Here is a 14,465-nt window from a genome sequence, read left to right as displayed (position 1 = left end):
GTCAGTCAGTCACGACGAGCCCAACTCCCTGCTTCCCATCGATCGGAGCGTCGAAGGGTGACGCGTACGTTGTTCCCGACGCGATCGCCTCGGCCATCTGGTCGTACACGTCCAAGATCAGTCGCTTGGTCCGGTACTCCCCGTAGGCCGCTTCGTCCTTGCGCTTCACGATGGGGAAGGTGTCCATGATGTAGTCCACGTCGTCTCTCGCGATGCCGAAGAGGTGGAAGATTGCAGCGTCAATCTCAGCACGGATCAAATGGCGGTGGACTCCCCACCCGCCAGATCCGATCCGGGCCCCGAACTCATCGGTAAGAGGCGTCATATCGTCCGAATCCGCAAGCAAGAACACGACTCGGCGTGTCAACCATGACCCGCTGCTTCCTGTCGGTTCCCAGGGGCAGGGTTTGGAGAATGTGTCCGGGTGTGGCACTGGAAGTTGCCGGACGGTGAAGTACTTGACGTGCGTGCCACCGACCTTCTGACGGGCGGCGAAGTCAAACGCGAAAGAGTCCCAGACCGCCAGCACGGTTGGCGCTACAACTGATCGTTCTGGGAGCGCTAGAAGAGTGCCACCCTCCGGAGAGGCGCCTGCACCCACGATGCTCGCGATCATTGTTCGCTCGTCGGTGCTTCGACAGATGTCACGCCACCCCAGCAGCCAGTCTCGATCCCAGCGCCCATTGAGCCGATCCTTCACGACAGACTCGCGGACCCAGTAGCGCGGCAGGACAACGAAGTCGGGGTCCTGCTTCTCTTCGAGTGTCACGTCACGTATGGAGCCGTCTCGTTCGTAGGTAGCCCACCGATGGTCGTAGTGGTGAATCATCTTCGCTTCGTACAGCGGCAACATCAGCTCCACCTGGTCAGTCATCGTGACGTCCAATCTCGTCAATGGTGGTGTCGGGCGACCACGCCAGAAACAGGTCGCTGGAGGACCACCTGCCGGGCAGCTCCTCTGCGTCCACCTCACGCGGTTCATCAAGATCGAACCGCGAGTCAACCTGGTGCAGACCATCCGGCGAAAGGTGGCCGGTGACACGATCGAGGAGACCCTCTTGTAGGCCGATCGTCAGCCCGATGAGGTCGTTCGTGACGATCACGAACCGTCCATCTGACGTCTTGGTGCGCTGCAGCATCCAGGAGCCTGTGCCCAACGCAGCCTCCCGAATCGCCATTGCCACGGGCTCGTAGGTTTCGAGAAGGTCCGCGGAGACGACGCGATCAGTGGTCAAGGACACAGATCGAGCCTCACGCGTATGCCACGTCTGTCTGTGCACCTGCATCCTCCCCGACCTAAATCGGGTGGCGATTGCTGCGGCGCGCCGGGTCCTCGACGAAAGCGGGTGTCGAGTCAACTGCGCAACGGCCGCATCCATATCCTTCTGCTCAAACTTTTCATATCGACCCTTCACCTCAATGAAGTGAGTTTTCGGCTCGTGTGCAGCCACGAGATCTGGCCTCGTTCCACTCCAGATCGAATGCGTTGAGTCGTAGTGCAAGAGTGCGTCTGCCTCGTTGCTCCACCGACAAACGGCCAGAGCCACCGCCATCCCGATGAGATAGGAGGAAGCCGTCTTCTCACTCCCGTCCTCGAGTTCGTAAATCGCGCTACGGAAGACGCCGTTCGTGTGACGATCGCGCAAGACCTCAAGGTGGGAGAGCATGTGGAAACCTCGTCGCCAAATCTCGTACCCACCTATTCGACCATGCTTTCGCCGCTCCGCCCAATCGCGGACTCCACATAGGATGGACCCGCGGATTATTTCACCCCACTCGAGGTAGATTGCGTTAGTGGGAGCACTCACCAACTTCGCGGCTGTCCCCCAAGACGGCATGGGTTGATCATCAAACGGGATCGCGACGACCGTCCTGAAAGGGATGCGCGCGATCACATGCTCCTCCAGTAGTCGATGCGCCCGCGGGCGTCCTCTATCAATGACGCGGCCAGGGGTAGGTCCACCGACCAGTCGATGACGGACTGCTCGATGGAGAGGTCGAGTCGTCGGCGGTCCACGAGTTCGCGGGAGGTGGTGCTCATGTGTCCGCCCGCGACCAAGCGCATGACGACGTCAAGAGCAAACGGCGCAGAGACTGCTGCAGAGTAGTCATCCGGATCGATTCCCAACTCACGGAGACGAGCGATCAGGCCGGTGAGGCGCTTCTTGATCTCCCAGTCGAAGTCGTCCCTCAGGTTCGAGGACGTGTCACCGGCTGGACTCGTTTGAGCGGCTGCGGACTTGGGTCGAGGGGCAGGGTGACTTCCAGAGATGCCAGCAAGGGCATCCAGAAGTGCGTCGATGTATGCCGCAGCCTCCGCCGACAACTGAGCGCCTCTGGTCACGCCGCGCACGGCCGAGGCCACCTGGTCGGCCATCCGCGGACCGTTCGGATTCCGGCCTTCGAGAAGCGCCTGGATGGCCACACGCTGATTGGCGACGAAACCGCTCGTTCCTACTCCCAGTTCCGCAGCAATCCTCTGGTTCGTCCAACCTCGATCAAGCAGACGGTACACATCGCCGAGCCGATTCTGGTTCGCGGCGATCAGGGGCCGGAGTTCCGCTTGCACCTCGTCACTGGGTGGGTGCATGGCTCAACCCCTCCTCGACCGCTTGGCTCTTGGGGGCCAGGCGGTCGTAAGCATCAAGGACCAGTCGCTTGGTGCGGTACTCGCCGTAGGCCTTCATATCGTTGCGCTTGACGATGGGGAATGTCTCCATGATGTAGTCGGCGTCGGCGCGGGAGACGCCGAACAGGTGGAACATCAGCGCATCGAGCTCCGCGCGAAGTCGGGCATTGGTGTCAATGTCAAGCCACTGGGAGTTGAGGCGGTCGACTCGATCATCCAACATAGGCCAGGCACCTACCACCTGCCGTTTTGGCATAGGCAGTTGCTGGATGTAGTTGTAGGTGAGGTTGGTTCCTCCGAGTTTCTGCCGAAGGACGTAGTCCATCGCGATGGAAGTCATCGCAGCCTGCAGCACTCTACCCCCGTGGCTGAACATCAGGGGCATGCTATGCCCAACTGGAACGACCGGGATCAGCGTTCCGATAATCGTGCGAGCATCAGTCGCCCGCGCAATGTTCCTGAAGGCGAAGAACCCGGTTCCTTTGAATTCGTCCGGCAGGAGTCTTTTCAACTCCTTCTTGTGGACCCAATAGCGGGGCATGACGTGGAAGTCGGGGTCGCGCTTCTCCTCGGGCGTGACATCACGTGTCGAGCCGTCAGGCATGTACGTGGCCCACTTGGTGTCGTAATGGTGAATCATCTTGGCCTCGTAGAGCGGCAACATGCGCTCAAAGGTCACCCCCCCCCCGTTCGAAATTGGGCGCTCGAAGACGTTGCGGTTAAGTACCCATCCGTCGGCTTCCAGTTCGTCGCGGGTGTGGAAAAGGTGAGAGTCGTTGGACATGTGGAACATCGTCATGAACTTGATGCCCCAGGGGTTGCCGTTCTCCGGGTCATTCTCGTTGATCAGCACTGGCACCCTGCGGTAGATACCAAGCGTGATCTCGGCATCGCGGCGGGACCGGAAGACGGGACAAGTACCGGTGTTGGGGTTGAGAAGGGTGATCTCCTCTGGCGTAAGAGTAAAGCGAACATCGTCCTTCTTGAGATCCACCGGGTCGTGAGCGAAGAATGCGAAGTCGGCCGCAGGCACTCGCGAGTCGCGCCCACTAAGCGTCAGAAGGCAAAACTTGAAGGACCTGTGGACACCATCGAACAAAGGTTTGGCGTTTTCGAAATCGTACAGGCTGGCCAACGCACCCGTCTCGACGAGATCCCGGAAGAAATACTGCGTGGTGGCGTCCGTGGCGATGCCCGTGGGCACGATGATGCCCAGACGACCGCGCTCCCCGACGATCGCGCGGTTGCCCTCGCTGAACACGGCGTACGTGTTGATGTCGCCTCGCCCAGCCAGCGGGAATCGCCCGGAGTTTCTCAGTACGTGGGACTCGCCCTCTGCACGCCGTTTGGCCGCCAAGAAAGATCCGTGCAACGCCGGGTTAGTGTCGGGCAACTGCTTGATCAGTCGCTTGCGCGCCGCTGCATTGGGGGCGTTCGCGATGTCTGGGTCGCGGCTGGCGAAGAACTCCTGCTCCTGCAGCTTGACGCGTTCCCAAGGCGGGTTACCGAGGACCGCGCTGAAGCCGCCGTACCAGCCAGTAGCCGGGTTGATCGTCCCGCCGCTCTCCGGGCGCTCCGTGGGGAAGATGTGCGGGAACTCCAAGTGCCAGTGGAAGAAGCGGTATTCGCTCGCCAGCCGCTCGGTTTCGGCACGCATCCCGTCGGTGATCGCTCCTCGACGGATGTCCTCCAGTGCGCCGTTCGTCGGGCAGGTCACCGCGTCGTTCGTCTTCGGCCAGACGAAGGCCGCGCACCAGGCGTCGGCGTGAAGCTTCGCTGATCGGTAGGCGTCGGAGTCCACGTACTGCCTCAACCGCTGCTGTTGAACATGGACGTCGGCCATCGATGCTCCCATGCCAGTCAGCGCTGCGGCCGCCGGGACGAGCTCCGCGTTGCTGGTGCGCGCCTCATCGACACCGAACAGCGAACCCTGGCCGGGTGCTTCCTCCTTGTTGCGCTTGGCCAGCGCAGAGACGACCTTCTTGTCGTCTCCCTCGATCGCCTTGAACGCGTCCTGCGGGAGTCCAGCGTCCAAGAGTGCAGGAGTCGCGCCGACGAGGGAGTTGCCGACCTTGATGTGGGCGTCGAGGAACGCCAACGGGCGGCCCGGTTCCATCGCCTCAAGCCACAACGAGACCTTTGCCAGCTCGGCTGCCAATGGGTTGATGTCAACGCCGTAGATGCACGTGCCGATCACCTCGCGCAGCGCCGAACGAACCTGCTCCGGCGGCGGCTCGGGGTCGCCTGCGCGGGCCGCGGCGAGCGCTTTGGCGATACGTCGGGCCGCGCCGACAAGGAAGTGCCCGGATCCACAGGCCGGGTCGCAGACCGTGAGGCCGAGCAGTGCTGCCACCGCGTCGTCTGGGGTGGCAGCACCCTTGGCTGCGGTGGCAATGACCGGGTCGAGCGCGGTGTCGAGCAAGGTCTCGATCAACGAGGTCGGCGTGTAGTACGAGCCGGTGGTCTTGCGGCTGTTCCCTGCAGCCGAACCAAGGTGGTATCGGCGATTGGCGGCATCCCACTGCGGGACGTACTCGAGCAGTGACTCGTAGATCGAGCCCAGCTCTTCGGAATCTAAGTGCTTGTAGTCGACCAATCGAGTGTGGCCGCTGCCCTTCTCCGACACCTGGCTCAGCGCCCGCACGGCGCCCAGCAGCGCTTCGTTGGACAACTGCGCGTCGGCGAGGAAGTCCAAAGGCCCACGCTCGAAGAGGCCGCCAATCCCCGCCAGGGCCAGCTCCGGGCGTCCCCCTGACCGGCCCAAACCCGACCAGACCAGATTGAGTGCCTGCCAGCGGTCCCCGTGACGGCCGCCGCGTCGTTTGCGCGCCACGCGGCGCAACCGGTCGGTAGAGAAGTAGTCGATGTACCGCTGCCGAACCTCTGGCGGCGCCGCCGGGTCGAGCAGCACACCCCGGTCCTCGGCAACGAAGGAGAAGAGAAGCCGATAGATGACCCGCAGCAAGGCGTGGTTGTAGTCGGCCAACGAGATCTCGTCGGCCTCCACCTGCGCGCGCAATTCGGCATTGGACGGGTGGGCGAGGAACCCGCTGCCGAGGGTCTCGATCGCCTCGACCACGCCGACACGCAGTTGGTCGAGTGCGCGGGAGCCTGCCGCGACCGCTGTCTCACGCCATTGCTCCAGCCAGCAGGAGTCGGCGCCAATCTCCTCGTCACGCACCGCCAGTCGGCTGGCGTGCGCGAGGGTGAACATCACGAGGAAGTCGCTGAACAACTCCCCGTCGAAGATCGCCTCGAGGTCGAAGTCGATGTAGGCGCTGCCGACCAGACTGGTGGAGTCGCGGAGCAGGCGAAGGGTCGAGCCGTTCGACAGCACCGCCCACAGGTGGTCGTCGGAGCGGTTCAGCAACTCCTGAACCATCGACTGCGGCGCTTGGCCGGCTGCCCCGGCGACACCGCTGGTCCGACGATCCAAGTCGATACGCGAACCGAGCAGATGGATCGGGACTTGGCCCCACGCGTGTGAGACCGGGAAGTGCTTGCCATCGACGTCGAGGCCCTTGCCCGGTGGGACTCGGCCGTAGCCGAATTGGTCGAGCAGGATCAGCAGCCACCGCTCCCGTGTCAGGGTCGTCGCGCGATCCGACTCGGAGAGGTCGGCCAGCGCCGACCGGTAACCGGCCCAGACGGTGCGCAAGTAGGCCCACACCCGGTTGGCGGCCTCCCGCACGGTTTCCCCGTGCGCCAGCCCGTAGTCGGCACTCGCGCTGCCATCCAAGCCTCCCGACTTGACGTCGGCCAGGCGTCCCAGCAAGGACGAGGGCAGCAATCCACCCTCGATGCGAACACCGACATAGCTGTTGTCGCTCATCAGGCCACCACCTCGGGAAGGAACACATAGACGCCGAGTACATCGGCGGGTCGCTCGACCTTGACCTGCAGACCGCGCTTGATCTCGCCGCTGGCCTGACGCACCCGTCGATGGGACGCGGTGATCTCCTCGGCCAGAGCATCACCGACTCCATCAAGGTGACCGCTCAGCACGGGAAGCCCGTCGACCGCGCGACGCACGAAATCGGCTGCCTGCGCCTCCGGGATGTTGCCGGTGGCCCGCGCCTCGGTCAGGGCTTCGACCTCCGCGTCGTCAAGCCACCGGGCGTTGTTCGGTGATCCCTCGAACGCCAGGAGTCGCGCGTCCTCGGCCACTACTGTGCGCTCGCCAGAGCGGCTGGGAAGCGTCAGGTGGAAGCGATAGCGCACCAGGAGAAGGGTGGTTCGGGTGCTGACCGCTGACGAGCGCACAGCCGCACAGCGACGGGCTGGACGCAGTTGGTCAGGCAGGGACTGATCCAGGGCCGCCTCGACGACATAGTTGGCAATCGCCGACACCGTGTCATCGGTGCGATGCAGCACCGCTTCCCCACGCCCGACCGGGAAGTCGTCGCGTAGCGTCATGGGGTCCGGTCGCCCGGGCGGTAGCGCGTCGAGCAATCCGGTCGGCAGGGTGCCTATTGTCGCGGTCATACCGCCCTCGACGGTGCGGATCGTGGAGTTGAAGGCGCGGAGCGCGGACTCGATGAAGCTCTGAACGCCGGTGTGGGTGCCGATCCCCGACTGGATGGCGGCCACCTCGACCGCCACCTCCTCGGGGTGGATGGCGTTCTGGGCGTACTTGGTCTGCGACTGCTTCTCCCGCTCCGCCGCGCTCTCCCACTCCCGGTCCAGTTCCCTGACCTGGGTGTCGAGGCCGAGGTCGAAGCTCTCCTGGTACGCGTCCTGGCCGCGGAGCAGCAGGCCCTCCATCAAGGCCTCGACGACGGCTTGGTTGCTGTCCGGCACAGGCACGCTGACGCCGGTGGCCTTGCGGATCGCCGCGTGCTTGCGAAGCAACACGTCGAGCACCAAGCCGTCGATCTGATTGTCTGCCCCGAAGAGGGTGACGGCGCGCACCACATCGGACCGCTGGCCGAAGCGGTCGACACGCCCCTCTCGTTGTTCGTGTCGGGTCGGGTTCCACGCCAGGTCGTAGTGAAGGACCGCCTGGAACTGATCTTGGAGGTTGACCCCCTCGGACAGGCAGTCCGTCGCCACCAGCACCCGGTTACCGTCGATGGCTCCAAGCTCCCGAATACGCCTGCCGCGCTCCTCCGGCGGCAACGTGCCGGTCACGGTGGCGACGGTGGTGTTGCGCTTGAGATCCGCTGCCAAGCGCTCGCCCACGTATTCGGCGGTGTCGATGAAGCGGCAGAAGACGATGGGTTGGAAGCCGTCGGCCAAAAGCTGTTTGACCGTCTTGAGCAACATCGCGTACTTCGCATCCGCCTTGCCTTCGAGTTGTCCGGCGCGAGTGCGGAAGTCCCGCAGGAGCCGTTGCTCGCGGCTATTCGTCTCCGTGTCGTTTGCCCCCGGGGTGGCATCGGCGGCCTCGGTTGCCTCGTCGTCGGCCTGATCGAGCACGACCGCCCGGCCGATCGCGTCTGCCTCCTCCGCAGATGACACCCGAGCGGCTCGGCTGTTGAGCGTCTGGACTGCGGCGCGCGGGCTGGAGGCCAGAGTGCGGAGCAAGGCGAGCGCCGACCAGTAGGACACGCGCTTCTCCACCGCCGTGCCTTCGGTGCGGACGGACCCCCTGGCATACGCGAGGACGTCCTCGAAGAGCGACTTGTACTCCGGGGACAGCGAATAGGAGACCTCCTTGGTCTCCCGGTCCTTGGGGAACGGCGTGTTCTCGTCGAGGTAGTGGCGGATGTCGGCTCGACGTCGCTGCACGAAGTGGCGGGCCAGCGATTCACGCCCCTGCTGCCGCTCCAAGTCGACCGTGGCGAGGTCGTCGCGCAACAGGCCGATGAGATTGCGGAAGGCTTCCTCCTTGCCGCTGTGGGGCGTGGCCGACACCAGCACAAGGTGGCGCTCGGGGTCGTCGGCCAAAGCCCGGACCAACTCGTAGCGCTGAGTACGGGCCTTGCCGCCCAGTCCCCCGTCGGCGACCGCGGTGTGGACCTCGTCGACGATGATCAGGTCGGGAGCGGTCCGCAGGAACTCGTGTCGGCGGCGGTCTGCCTTGATGAAGTCGGTCGAGACCACCGTCACCGGATAGCGCTCGAAGATCGTCTCCGAGCCGACGAGCCCTCGTTGGAGACGTTTGACGGTGCTGGGCAAAACCAACTCGGCCTCGAGACCGAACTTCTCGCGCAGCTCCCGTTGCCACTGCTCGGCGAGGGCCGGGCTGCACAGCACCGACGTTGCACGTGCGTCGCCGATGGCCAGGAGTTCGGCGGCGATGAGGCCTGCCTCGATCGTCTTGCCGATGCCGACGTCGTCGGCGATCAGCAGACGTACGGTGTCTTGCCGCAGGGCCATCAGCAGCGGCACCAGCTGATAGGAGCGGGGTTCGACGGCCAGGCCGGCGAGGCTGCGAAATGGGCCGGTGCTGGAGCGGAAGCCGATCTGCAGGGCGCTGCGCAGGAGCGCCGCGCTGGTTTGGTCACCGAGATCGTCTGGACTCGGCGGTGGGAACGACGCGGGGCTGACCTGCTCGATCGCCGGCAACACCGCAGCGATGTCGTCGTCGGTGCCGCCGAGGGGGCGGAGCACCAACAGATCGTCGGCGCTCTCGGGCAGCACCACCCACTCGCGGCCGCGTGCGGCTACGAGGCTCCCGGGTTGGAATCCCATTTCAGTTCCTTCCTTGGCCAAACACGTCGGGTCGGGCGGCGACCGTGGTCGGCCATTGGTCGGGTGTGCCCAGTCGGAGGACGCCCCAGCCCAGATCCAGGAGTGCGTCCTCCGCTTCGGAGCTCCGTTCTGGCGTGATGTCGTCCTCCCCGACGAAGATGGCGACCGGACTCCGGCCCTCGAAGACGTAGTCCGGGCGGGCGCTTCCGATCAAGGTGGTGTTGGGCTGCGGTAGTTCGTACCCGTGCTCGCGCAGGAAGCGGACCAACTGTCCTTCGACATCGCCCTCGGTGCTCGTCCGATCCGGGCTCCCGGCCTCGGGGGTCGAATCGAGGGTTGTCCCTACTGCGTGGTCGACCACACTCGCGTTCGCCATGCTCAGCAGCAGGTCGCGGACGGCGTGCCGGTCGATGAGTTCGTGCTCGAGCTGGTTTGAGTACGACAGCAGGCAGTCGTAGCACGCTTTGGTGCATTGGTCCGTTGCACCCGGAGCGCGCTCGAGGTCAGCGCCGGTGTCGGGGTAGAAGTGGGCGACCTCGAGTGCCTGCCGAGCGGCGCGACCCAGCGCGTCCGGCTCGGTGACCAGCCGCCGCAGGACACCCGCTCCCCCTTCGGCCGACTCCGTGAGCAGCATGCGAGCGCGCCCGAGGTCGTCCGGCAACGGTTCGCCCGACAGTTCCGAGTCCTCCAGCTGGAAAGCCGCCTCGATACCGCGTTCAAGGGCGATCCGAAGGCTCACCGCGACCTCCTCGCTCACCTGCTCAGCCAGCCGGAGAACGAGGATGTTTCGGGTGTCCTCGACGTAGGGGATGACCTTCTGCTTGCTCTTGACCTGTGCCGCGTCGGGAAGGTCCTCGTCGCCCGCGACCGCTGCCATCTTCTCGCTCAGCCACTGCCCGCTCACCGTATCGAGCCAATAGCCTCGATCGGTGGGGTCCTTGCGCCGCCTCAACCCGAGATTGGTGACACGGACGGTAGCGGTGTCCCCATACGAGACCTCCCCGATCTGACCGGTCGTGCCGAGGATCTCGGCATCGGTTCGCGCCACGTTCTTGCCGTGGACGGCAAACCGGTAGGAGGTCTCGAGCTCATAGCCAGCCCGGCGGCGCTCCTCCTCATCGCTGGAGATCCGCTCCCGGCGGCGGGTGAACACCGTGCGCATCTGCATCAGCCCCTGGGCGGCCGCACCGAGCTCCGTGCCACAGTTTTCGCAGACGTCGAGCCCTGGCTGGCGACGGTGGTGATAGCCGCAGGCCTCGCAACGACGGGCCTCCTCGACATCGACGCTGCCCACCCCCTGACCCTGCACCATCGGGATCTGTACGCGGGTCACCTCGTAACGGGCCCCCTCGTGGTAGATCAGGGCTCGCGGCCCGAACTCGCTGATCGCCAGGAACCGGGGCCGCTGGAGGAAGTCGCCGCCATCGCGGTTGACCGTGCTCTGCCGAACCGCCGGGATGTACGCAGCCAGGGGGAGGCGAGGGAACGAGTAGCCCGGCAGGAAGCCCTCGGAGGCGAGATAGCGGTAGGTGTAGAAGTCGGAGTGAGAGCGACCGTCGTCCTCGTTCTTGAGCAACCGCAGTTGATTCTCCGCCTCACGCCGTCGGGACTCGGCCGCCTTGCGCTCGAAGGCGGTCAGGTTGGCCATAAGGACCAGTCGGTTCTGCTCTGCCTGGTCGGCCAGGGCCGCACGGTAGAGGCTGCGCCACCGATCACAGGCCCGATCGAACTCGCGGAGTGCCTCACGCATGACGTCAGCGACCCAGGTTGGTGACCACCAGGACGCCCCCTCCAGCTGCGCCACCAACTGCTCGGCGACGGCGGTCGCGCGCATGACGGCATCCGTATCGCTGAGTTGGGCAGCCTTGTCGGGCTTGATCACCAAGGTCGGGTTGTCGCCCTCGGCGTCCAGAAGTTGTGGCAGGCGGCCACCGAGGTCGGCGTGGGTCTCGGCGAGCCAGATCCCGTGCAGGTGAGATCGCAACAGTGCCTGATTGGTGAGGTCGAGGCGCGGCGCGACCACCGAACCGGCGACCATCTGCTGAGATCGGCGGAAGTAGTACTGGTCGTGCGAGTTGCCCGTGGCGCAGTAGGTGACAACCAGAGCCGGTTGGCCGGACCGGCCTGCTCGTCCACTGCGTTGCGCGTAGTTCGCCGGGGTCGGAGGCACGTTGCGTAGCCCGACGGCGTTCAGGCTCGCAATGTCGACACCGAGTTCCATGGTCGGGGAACAGAACAGCAGAGGCAGCGCGCCGTCGCGGAACTGTTGCTCCCGGTTCTCCCGATCGTGGCTGCTCACCTGGGCGGTGTGCTCGCTCGCTCGGAGGCCGGTGAGATCGTCGGAGTCCTGTCTGTAGAGGTCTCGGAAGAACACGTTGACTCGCCCGCCCTGCTCCGCGTCAACGGTCATCCGCAACGGGTCGGCAGCGGCGTGCTGGCCCTCGCCGGCCACCCAGAGAAGGCTGCTCGACTTGAGTCGATAGCCCGGTCCGCCCTGTTCGCCGGGCACGACCACCTCGAGCAGGCCCACTCTCGCGAGGATTCGCAGGATGTCGGAGATGATGCGCTGGGCGTCGTCGGTGCCGAGCCGCTCCAGGTGGTCGGGGAACCGCTGGGGCTTGCGCAAGTAGCTGCCCAAGGCCGAGCGGCCCGAGAGGAAGAGCTTGTCGATGCTCCGCTCGCGTCCGCTGCCGGAGCGGGCGAATGCCGTGCCAATGCTCGGCAGAACCTCACGCGTTGACACCGTCCAGAGACCCTGCAGGTGCTGATGGGACTGGCGCTTGAGGCGCTCGAACCCTTCCTCGGTCAGGCAGGCGGCGTCGATGACCAAAGCGCGCCTCAGCTCGTCCAGCACGATGCGACAGAGTTCCTGTCGCAATCCGGCCGTGGCGTGCTTCAACGGCTCGTAGGCCGAGGTCCACGTGTCCTCGTCTTCACAGATCTCGGCGAGATCCTTGTACTCGATGCGCAGGAGGCCGGTTTGTTCCAGGTTGGGCAGCGTGATCCGTCGGCCCGGCTGGATGTCCGAGTAGAGCCGGAACTCGACCAGGTCGCGGAAGGCCGCCTCCGCCTCTCGCCGCGCCGAGAACTTCGCGTCCGGCGAGGCGGCGTACTCCTCGAATGGTGTTCCCAGTGCCTTGACCACACTTCTGGCCAAGTCGAGATGGTCGATGCCGTTGTTGTCCCGAGCGGCGCGATACAGCGCGCCGCGCATCTGAATGACCTGGACGAAGTCATTGAAATGACCTGCCTGGAGGCTGGCATCCTGCCGGTTGTCGACGAAGGTGAGGAGCTTGCGGGCATCCTGCGGAAGGTCATCGACCTTCCGCAGGGAGCGGACCACACTCTGGCTGATGATGCTGACCGCCGAGCTACGACCCTCCCGGTCGAGAGTCGCCAGCCGCGAATAGTCGTTGCCCCTGGCGGACTCGTAACTCACGCGACAGCTCAGGCAGAACATCAACGGCGACGGAACGAAGGCCACCGAAGTACCGCGCTCCCCCATGGCCGTCTGATTTCCACTCGGGTCGACATTCACCCGCTCAGGCAGATACTTCTGCCGGTTGACGACGACCTCCGTGCCGTCGACCCATGAGTCGGGCAAACGATCCTCCGTCACCGGTTGTTCGGGCCACGGGTTGTCGGTGGAGATGAAGAGATAGCCGTCATCTTGTTCTCCGCCGCTGGCATCCCGATCACGGCGCGGGCGGAAGGTGATCTGCCCGTGCCGTTCGGTCCTGGCCACCGCCAGGTATTCCTGGCCGCATTCGCGGCAGAAGGACAACGGGTACAACAGCTTGCTGGGCTGTCCGGGGGCGGCGACCTGATAACTGGACGTGACCACCCGTGTGGCTTCGGGTTCGAGAGTCACATAGACCGAGTCACCCTTGGAGAGGAACTGGTGGAGTCGGAAGGCGAACAGCGGACGTTTCGTGTCGGGGTCGGTGACCTTGGACCCCGCGAGCAGGGTGGCGCGGATCGCCTCCTCGCAGCTCTGGGTGGTCAGCCCCGTCAGCTCGGAAAGACGGGGAGCCGCGTCCTCGCGGACCTTGCGAGGGCGCTGTCTGATGATCACACCCGTGCCGGCCTCCTCGTCGAGGCCGAAGGTGCTCTCGATCCAACTGGCCAGCGGCCACTGGCGCAGTTGGTCGAAAGTGGTGGGCACGGTCTGGCGGACGCACTCGGCTAGGCCGTCGGTGCGCTCAAGCGGGACCGTCGCGCGCGCCAACGTCTCGCCGATCACCCGTCCGGGAGTGACCTCGGCACCGAAGATGCGGGTTGCCACCTCGGCGACCTTGGCCCGCTGATCGGCGATGGTGCCTCCGGTCGCCATGGTGGCTGATGTGCCGACACACTGGAGGTTGGGGGCCTCGCAGGCCTCGCGCACTCGCCGGACGAGCATCGCCACGTCGGCGCCCTGTCGACCGCGGTAGGTGTGGAGTTCGTCGAGAACCAAGAACTCCAGGCCCTTGGCGGCGGCGACGAGTCGACGGCGTTCCTCGGGGCGGGTGAGGATGAGCTCGAGCATCACGTAGTTTGTGAGAAGGATGTCGGGCGGGTTGTCGAGGATGCGCTGGCGTTCCTCGCCCCGCTCCTGGCCGGTGTACCGCGCGAAGGTGACCGGTTCGCGGCCCGGGCCGTAACCGAAACGAAGGAACTTCTCCAGTTCCAGTTGCTGGGAGTTGGCCAGCGCGTTCATGGGGTAGACCACGATCGCTTTGACCCCGGGGCGTCGAGGCTGACTCAGGACGCTGTCCACGATCGGCACGATGTAGGCCAGCGACTTGCCCGACCCTGTGCCGGTGGTCAACACGTAGCTGCGACCGGAGCGGGCCGCCTCGATGGCGTCGCGCTGGTGGCGGTGGAAGGTCAGCTCGTGGGATCCGGCATCGTCGATCGCACTCTTGACGCGGAAGATTCGGCGGCACTCGTCATGGAGCAGGCCTTCGCGCACAAGGTCACTGACGCTGCCCCCGGACTCGAATGCAGGGTTGAGGGACAGCCAGGGCGCGGGCCACTGCTCGCCCCGCTCAAGCTGGTCTGCTACGTGCTCTTTGATGCGTGCGTCGTCGATGTCAACGAAGGCGGTGGTGAAGGAGCGGTAGTCGTCGATGAGCTGCTGCTGCGCGTCGAAGACGTCCATGCCGCCTGCATCGTTGCTGACCACGTCGCAGCTCCCATCGTCACCTGGGCTGCACTG

General features: G+C 65.0%; 6 protein-coding genes. All 6 read right to left on the bottom strand.

Annotated elements, in window-relative coordinates; translation table 11 throughout:
* Position 1: 1 nt before the first annotated feature.
* Positions 2 to 874 carry a hypothetical protein gene (locus KD1_RS01240; RefSeq protein ID WP_068396382.1) on the bottom strand — a complete coding sequence of 291 codons (873 nt, stop codon included), beginning with the start codon at positions 872 to 874 and terminating at the stop codon, positions 2 to 4.
* A complete protein-coding gene (locus KD1_RS01235; RefSeq protein ID WP_068396379.1) occupies positions 867 to 1,667 on the bottom strand; it encodes a hypothetical protein in 801 nt (266 codons plus the stop codon). Before KD1_RS01235 ends, KD1_RS01240 begins: the two co-directional genes overlap by 8 nt.
* Positions 1,668 to 1,891: 224 nt before the next feature.
* Positions 1,892 to 2,590, bottom strand: a complete 699-nt coding sequence (locus KD1_RS01230) for a hypothetical protein (protein WP_157073097.1) — start codon at positions 2,588 to 2,590, stop codon at positions 1,892 to 1,894.
* On the bottom strand, positions 2,574 to 6,461 hold the full coding sequence (locus KD1_RS01225) for an Eco57I restriction-modification methylase domain-containing protein (protein ID WP_068396372.1): 3,888 nt from the start codon (positions 6,459 to 6,461) through the stop codon (positions 2,574 to 2,576). Before KD1_RS01225 ends, KD1_RS01230 begins: the two co-directional genes overlap by 17 nt.
* Positions 6,461 to 9,265: a DUF8741 domain-containing protein gene (locus KD1_RS01220; RefSeq protein WP_068396368.1), complete on the bottom strand. Its 2,805-nt coding sequence runs from the start codon at positions 9,263 to 9,265 to the stop codon at positions 6,461 to 6,463. The genes KD1_RS01225 and KD1_RS01220 overlap by 1 nt, the downstream gene beginning before the upstream one ends.
* Before the next feature lies 1 nt (position 9,266).
* Positions 9,267 to 14,432 carry a DEAD/DEAH box helicase family protein gene (locus KD1_RS01215; RefSeq protein WP_217995766.1) on the bottom strand — a complete coding sequence of 1,722 codons (5,166 nt, stop codon included), beginning with the start codon at positions 14,430 to 14,432 and terminating at the stop codon, positions 9,267 to 9,269.
* Positions 14,433 to 14,465 lie beyond the last annotated feature (33 nt).

The sequence above is a fragment of the Kribbia dieselivorans NBRC 106261 genome, from assembly GCF_001552435.1.
In the GTDB taxonomy this organism is placed as follows: domain Bacteria; phylum Actinomycetota; class Actinomycetes; order Actinomycetales; family Dermatophilaceae; genus Kribbia; species Kribbia dieselivorans.
The sequence above is the reverse complement of the archived record's forward strand: the minus strand, read 5'-3'. Positions and strand labels throughout refer to the sequence as shown.

Excerpts from the sequence above, each read along its gene's own strand:
- KD1_RS01225 (WP_068396372.1), bottom strand. The coding sequence starts at position 6,461 with ATGAGCGACAACAGCTATGTCGGTGTTCGCATCGAGGGTGGATTGCTG.
- KD1_RS01235 (WP_068396379.1), bottom strand. The coding sequence starts at position 1,667 with ATGCTCTCCCACCTTGAGGTCTTGCGCGATCGTCACACGAACGGCGTC.
- KD1_RS01220 (WP_068396368.1), bottom strand. The coding sequence starts at position 9,265 with ATGGGATTCCAACCCGGGAGCCTCGTAGCCGCACGCGGCCGCGAGTGG.
- KD1_RS01230 (WP_157073097.1), bottom strand. The coding sequence starts at position 2,590 with ATGCACCCACCCAGTGACGAGGTGCAAGCGGAACTCCGGCCCCTGATC.
- KD1_RS01240 (WP_068396382.1), bottom strand. The coding sequence starts at position 874 with ATGACTGACCAGGTGGAGCTGATGTTGCCGCTGTACGAAGCGAAGATG.